Raw genomic sequence first — 5761 nt, 5'->3', positions numbered from 1 at the left:
GGGGTCCCCTTGATTTCCGTGCAATTTACCGGGGTAGCCACCCCTAGCATCCACGCGGGTTTCCGGACGATGACTGCCTGAAATCCCAGTCAAATCAGTCACCTACTGACTGGCGCCTTTGCGCCTGATTCCGGAACGCTGGCCGCCCCAAAAGCGATGCACGAACAGCCACAAACCGCTGTTACCACGATGGGCCCGGTCGACTGTGCGTAGACGCTTTGATTGGTGTTCGGTGTTCGCCAGAATCTCAACAAACAAGTACATCTTGGCCGTCGGGCATTCGGCGATGGCCGGAATCGGCCCGAAGAATCAGCCTCACTCTGGCTTAACTACGCGGGTTTCCATGTAGTGGCTCCCCGTCTCGAAGCAAATCCGTAGCGCTCCTATCTCGTGCATACGCCAGCACCGGTCCCGAAAATCCCCGTACCACTCCATTCTGATCCAAGGCGCAGAAGCCCTGCCGCAGAAGGTCGGCCAGAATCACCGGCGGATTGAATCCGGGCACCCAACTGTCGAGCGTGATTTCGTCGTCACCCTGGAATTCCGGCGTGCCCAGTCAGAGGCGCACAAGGGGCGGACAGTCGATCAGTGCCTGGTCGCGTGGAATGAGTAACGCGCGATTGCCGCAGCGCAGGAGAACGATGAGCAAGTTGGACTCGAGATCGAGGTGGGCAATCGCCGGCCGGAAGGCAGGAAAAAGGCCCGCCACCAGTCAGAGAAGGCGGCGGGTCGCCCTAAAGCGCGCCACCAGGGTGGGCGCCTAGATTCAGCATAGAGCACAGATGCCCCTGCGGCGGCAATTTTCGGCAGCGCAAACGGCTGAGGTGCGAGGCATGTCATTCCACCATTTGGGCGGGTATGCGTCGTCCGCGCATCGCCAAAAAATGGTGTGACGGGAATTCCCGCTTCAGATTGGATTGCGCGCCAACCTGCGCGAAACAAACAGTCATCAGATAGATTGTTCGCCGGCTTGCAGAGGTAGATCGGCTTCGCTGGCGAGGGTCGCCCACTGATCCAGTTTCGCCAGGGCCATCAACATTGCCTCCGAACTCTGCGGATGCGGTTTGCCGGCACGAAACACGGCCTGTACTGTGCCGACCATCGTGTGGTGACGCGCCAAGACAAAGCCCTGGTGCAGGCCGCCGCTGGTCAATTGCGTATAGGCCCGGAAGTCGTGGTAGCCCACCCTTCTGAAGAGATCCTGCCCCGGTTCGATCACGGCAGTCCAGGCGCCACTCCGGAATCAGTGGAGCGTGCCCGAGTCGTTGCGGACCAAGGGGATCGTCAGATACCGCCGGTAGGCATACTCCAGATCCGCGTCAGCATCTGCACGCGCTTCCAGCGGCGTGCCGTGGCACTTTGGGCAGTCATATCGCCACTGGCCCGCTTCGGTATCAAATGTCAGAAATCCGCGATATCGACCGGCGACCAGTTCCTCCACCGCCGTCACGATGGTGACGTCCCCACGAAAATATGTCGCCATGATGAACTTCCCGGAAATACCCCTTAGCGAGTGTAGCAACGCGGGATCGCCATGCAACCCTATCGCGTTGATTTCGATCACGTCGCAGTCGCGCGTAGGCACCTGACAATGGTCCGACCCTCGCTCGATTAACGCTGCCTTACGGTCCTGTGCGGCTGACGTGGTATGTGCACAAGTGTCCCGCAGGAATCCCTGTGTCTACGCCATCGTCGCCGGCGATCACAGCAATCGCGCAACTCAATCTTGCCAGACGCGTGGAAGAGACTGAACAGCCACTACGGCAGCGCGCGGGTCGTTAGGAGGAACTGGCAGTGCAGTGGTGGGCTCCGCCCCACGTCGCCTTGCGTCTCAGCCTTCTTGCCGCTAATCTCGGCGGTCCGTCTACCGCTTGGGAGAAAGCGCGATGGATCACTGGCAACTGGCGTATCTCGGCATGCGACAGATGCCGCGCGAGCTCAGCGAGTTCGAGCTCGCCACTTTCTTCACTTTCTCTCCCAAGGAGCGCGCCCTGATCGACGCACGGCGCAGCCATCTGTACCGGCTGGCCTGCGCCGTCCATATCGGCTTTGTCCGCATGACCGGCCGCACTCTTGACGCCTCCAAGCAGGTTCCTAAATTTCTCTGGGCATATGTTGGCGCCCAACTCGGCATCACGCCACCGGATATGGGCACGCTGAGCGCCCTCTATGACGGGCGCACCGACACGCTGGTGGACCATCAGATGCTCGCCTATCAGGCGCTCGGTTTCAGCCCGATGGCTGAGCATCAGCGACGCTACGTAACGCGTTGGCTCAAAGAGCGCTTAGCGGGACAACCCAATCGCAGTGACATGCTGCACGAACTGAAGCGGTGGCTGTACGAGCATCGTGTTCTGATCCCGCATGAACGTGCGCTGAAACGCCTCATTAGCCAGGCCGTGGAGGTTTCCGAGGCGGCATTGACCGACGCGTTGGTGCTCGCCTATGGCGAGGCATCGCTTGATGCTTGGGGGGCCTTGCTACCTCGTCCGGAAGGCAGTCAAGCAAGTCTGCAGCAATGGCTGTGGGCGGTTCCATTGCGCAGCTCCACGCATCAAATGGGCGAGCTGTTTGACAAGATCGAGCGACTGTACAAATTGGGCATCCAACGTCGCTGGCCGGCGGTCTGCAACGAGGCGGTGGTACGGCACTATGCGAGACGTTGCGCTAATCGACCGGCCTCGGTCAGCAAACGCGTGGTGCAACAATCCCGCCGCCTGGAAGCCGCTTGCTTTTTGCGCTATGCCTTGTGTGCTGCCACGGACCAGATGTCGTCCATGCTGCGCCACTGGATTCGAAAATCTGTCAATGACGCCGGACGGCTCATCGACGCTGGCCGACCGGATCCAGACGGCAAGCTGCGAGAGTTCGCTGCAGCCGTCAAAGGGCTCATCGCGGATGACACGCTCACGCGAGATGCGCTGTGCCACCAGTTAAATGCGTTGGCCGACGCCGCTACCAGCCAGCAGCATCTGCGAAGCCGTGCCGGCATGATCCGCGAGCAACTGCTGTTGCGGCATCGGCTTGCCAGAGCATTGCTGGCCAGGCTCGTCCGGTTGCCATTCGCCACACAGTCCGCCCATCCAGCGGTAGAGGCGATGGAGATCTTACGCAGTCTCTATGCGCGAAGGGCCGACTGGCTACCCCATCGGGTGACTGCGCGTTTCGGGCGAGCGTGGCAGCCCATACTGGAGGGACAGGACCGTAGGCGAGCACTGGCCGCCTTCGAATGGGGAACGCTGTTTGCTCTACGGGTTGCGCTACGTAATGGCTCGGTATTCCTCGATCACAGCTTTGCCTTCCGCAGCCAGGCAACCATGCTGATCTCCAGCCAGGATTGGCAGGCGCGGCGCAACCACTTCTATGGCCATCTCAAACTGCCGCAGGACGCCAAAGCATTCTTGGAACCTGTGGTCGCACACCTGGATGTGGGGCTCGCTCGGCTGCGCGATGCGGCCGGGCGAGGCGAGTTGAAGATCGATAGTGCCATCCATGTCGATCCTCTCAAGGCAACGCGGCCCGAGGCTTCAGTTGAGGCCCTGCGGCGTGCGCTGTTTGATCGGCATCCAGACGGACAGCTACCCGAGATCCTTCTGGAAATCGACAGCCACACGCATTTCAGTTGGCTTCTGCTGGGGCGGGAGCCATATTCTCGCAGCGAGTTGCTCATGGTCTACGCCGCAGTGCTCGCGCATGGGACCTCGATGTCTGCAGCGGACCTGGCCCGCATGGTGCCGGAACTGTCATCCAGCGCGATTCGCCAGATGATGCAGCGTATCGCGGACGAGCGGAAACTGCGAAAGGCCTCTGATGCAGTGCTTGCCTTCATGCATCAGCATCCCATCGCCCGGCATTGGGGGCGCGCCGAGTTGGCGTCTTCGGACATGATGTCACTGGAGACGACGCGCTCGGTCTGGCAAGCGCGGGCTGACCCGCGCCGGCGCACCGCGTCGATCGGAATGTACACACACGTTCGCGACCGATGGGGCATCTTCTACGACCAGCCGATCCTCCTGAATGAGAGACAAGCCGGCGCGGCCATCGAAGGCGTGATTCGCCAAAATGGCGGGGAAGACGTGACGCAGCTCGCCGTTGACACCCACGGCTACACCGATTTCGCGATGTGTCTGTCGCGGCTGCTGGGCTTCGATCTCTGCCCGCGGCTTTCTCATTTGCGTGATCGCCGGTTGCATGTCCCCAAAGGCCATGCAATTCCGCCAGAACTTGCCGCGGTAGCGGATGCGGATGTCCGTCTCGTGTTGATCGAACTTGCCTGGGACGAACTTGTCCGGATTGCGGCGTCGGTCCAGACCGGTCAATGCACAGCGGTGCAGGCATTGACACGTTTCGGCGCGGCGGCAAGGGGCCAACACGTGTATGAGGCGGGCGTGCACCTGGGAAGGTTATTCCGTACGATCTTCCTCGTCGACTATTTCACTAACACCGCGTTCCGCCAGGAGATGCAGCATGCCCTGAATCGCGGCGAAGCCGTGCATACCGTCCAGCGGGCCATCCACTACGGAAAAATCCCCCTGGAGTTGGCTCGGCACGATGCATCGCTGGCAGCGGTCTCGTCTTCGTTGACGTTGCTGACCAATGCCGTGATGGCTTGGAACACGCTGCACATGCAGAATGCTCTGGAGGCGATAGAGGCTATTGGCGGTGAACCCATGCGTGCCGAGGACCTGCGCCAGATCGCGCCAACTCGGCTGGAAGGCATCAACTTGCGCGGCACCTTCGATTTTCCGATTGCACGCTACGCACACCGGCTACTGCCGAGTGCGACAAGCGCGCAGACCGTACCGTCGACGTGGCGTACAGCATGACCTCGACAGCAGATGCTTTGCCCAGCACTGACACCTCGATGAGGTGTCGATTGCTAGCCACCGATACGAAAGGCACCGCAACAAAAGAACGATGTCGAGGCGAGTCTCTGGGCAAGGATGATGGAGACTGACCTGTCAGGTTGCTTCTTCCGCCGTGTCTTTCTGGGAGCAGCAACCCGTACCGAGCCGAGGAAGCCGATCCCCTCCTCACGACAATATCGCTGGACACGGTTCACAATGAGGCGCGTCCACAGGTTCCTCAGCGTCCCGAGCACTCCGCCTGTCTCGCGCCGAGTAGCTAGCGCGACAAAGAGCTTCGAGCCCTGATCGGCAAGACTATTTCGGAAGCGGAGCAATCTCTGTTGCCAGTCACAGCCCGACCAAATCTTGATCAACGCATTCGTCTCCATGACAAGGACAACAGCCGACGAGCCTTCGGTGACCCCCAGTCCTTCAAGTTCGAATCTGACATCTTTTGCGTCGGCCAATGCGATTGCGGACGTCACGTACCCTGTTTCCATCTGAAAAGCGCGCGCGAGGTCCGGCTGAAAGAAGGGGTCACTCGATGGCGGGAAGCCAGGCGCCTGCAGCAATTGCACCGTTCGCGCGGCAGCGCGTCGATGCGCCATCACCAGGTGCAAGCCTTCCCTCGCGCCACACTGTCCCCCTATCCGGTCAGATTGACGAACGCCAGTAAGAGTGTGTTCTCTGCTGCCCATGTCCTTCTCCGCAACTATATTTCGACTATATGCGAAATATAGAAATAAACAAGGCCCGCAGCGAGTGGCAATTTGCCAATGACGCGCCCTAGTTTGCGGGCGTGCCAAACCTTGCAACCGTCGACCACCTCACGATGATCCCGACACGTCGGTATCCGCAGTGCGGATGCCCAACCGCTTCATCTTTTCCCATAGCGTCTTGCGGGACACGCCAAG

4 protein-coding genes are annotated in these 5761 nt (G+C 60.4%); 1 reads left to right on the top strand and 3 read right to left on the bottom strand.

Going from position 1 to position 5761, the window contains the following annotated elements; genetic code table 11:
* Nucleotides 1-949: 949 nt before the first annotated feature.
* Complete coding sequence (locus AC3FLX_RS33600; protein ID WP_488699193.1) at nt 950-1219, bottom strand: hypothetical protein; 270 nt, start codon at nt 1217-1219, stop codon at nt 950-952.
* A gap of 24 nt (nt 1220-1243) precedes the next feature.
* Nucleotides 1244-1564 (bottom strand): hypothetical protein, encoded by a 321-nt coding sequence (locus tag AC3FLX_RS33595; protein WP_488699192.1) that lies wholly within the window; start codon nt 1562-1564, stop codon nt 1244-1246.
* A gap of 322 nt (nt 1565-1886) precedes the next feature.
* Between AC3FLX_RS33595 and AC3FLX_RS33590 the strand changes: the two genes are divergently transcribed.
* Nucleotides 1887-4826, top strand: coding sequence for a Tn3 family transposase (locus AC3FLX_RS33590; protein WP_488701587.1), 2940 nt, complete (start codon nt 1887-1889; stop codon nt 4824-4826).
* A 53-nt stretch (nt 4827-4879) separates the two neighbouring features.
* On the opposite strand, the gene AC3FLX_RS33585 is transcribed toward AC3FLX_RS33590, so the two are convergent.
* On the bottom strand, nt 4880-5545 hold the full coding sequence (locus AC3FLX_RS33585) for a hypothetical protein (protein ID WP_488701586.1): 666 nt from the start codon (nt 5543-5545) through the stop codon (nt 4880-4882).
* Nucleotides 5546-5761 lie beyond the last annotated feature (216 nt).

This window comes from Cupriavidus sp. 291-E7 (assembly GCF_057798835.1).
Note: the sequence above shows the minus strand (reverse complement) of the source record. Positions and strands in the feature narration are given on the sequence as shown.

Coding starts and splice junctions, on each gene's coding strand:
- AC3FLX_RS33590 (WP_488701587.1), top strand. CDS start 1,887: ATGGATCACTGGCAACTGGCGTATCTCGGCATGCGACAGATGCCGCGC.
- AC3FLX_RS33585 (WP_488701586.1), bottom strand. CDS start 5,545: ATGGGCAGCAGAGAACACACTCTTACTGGCGTTCGTCAATCTGACCGG.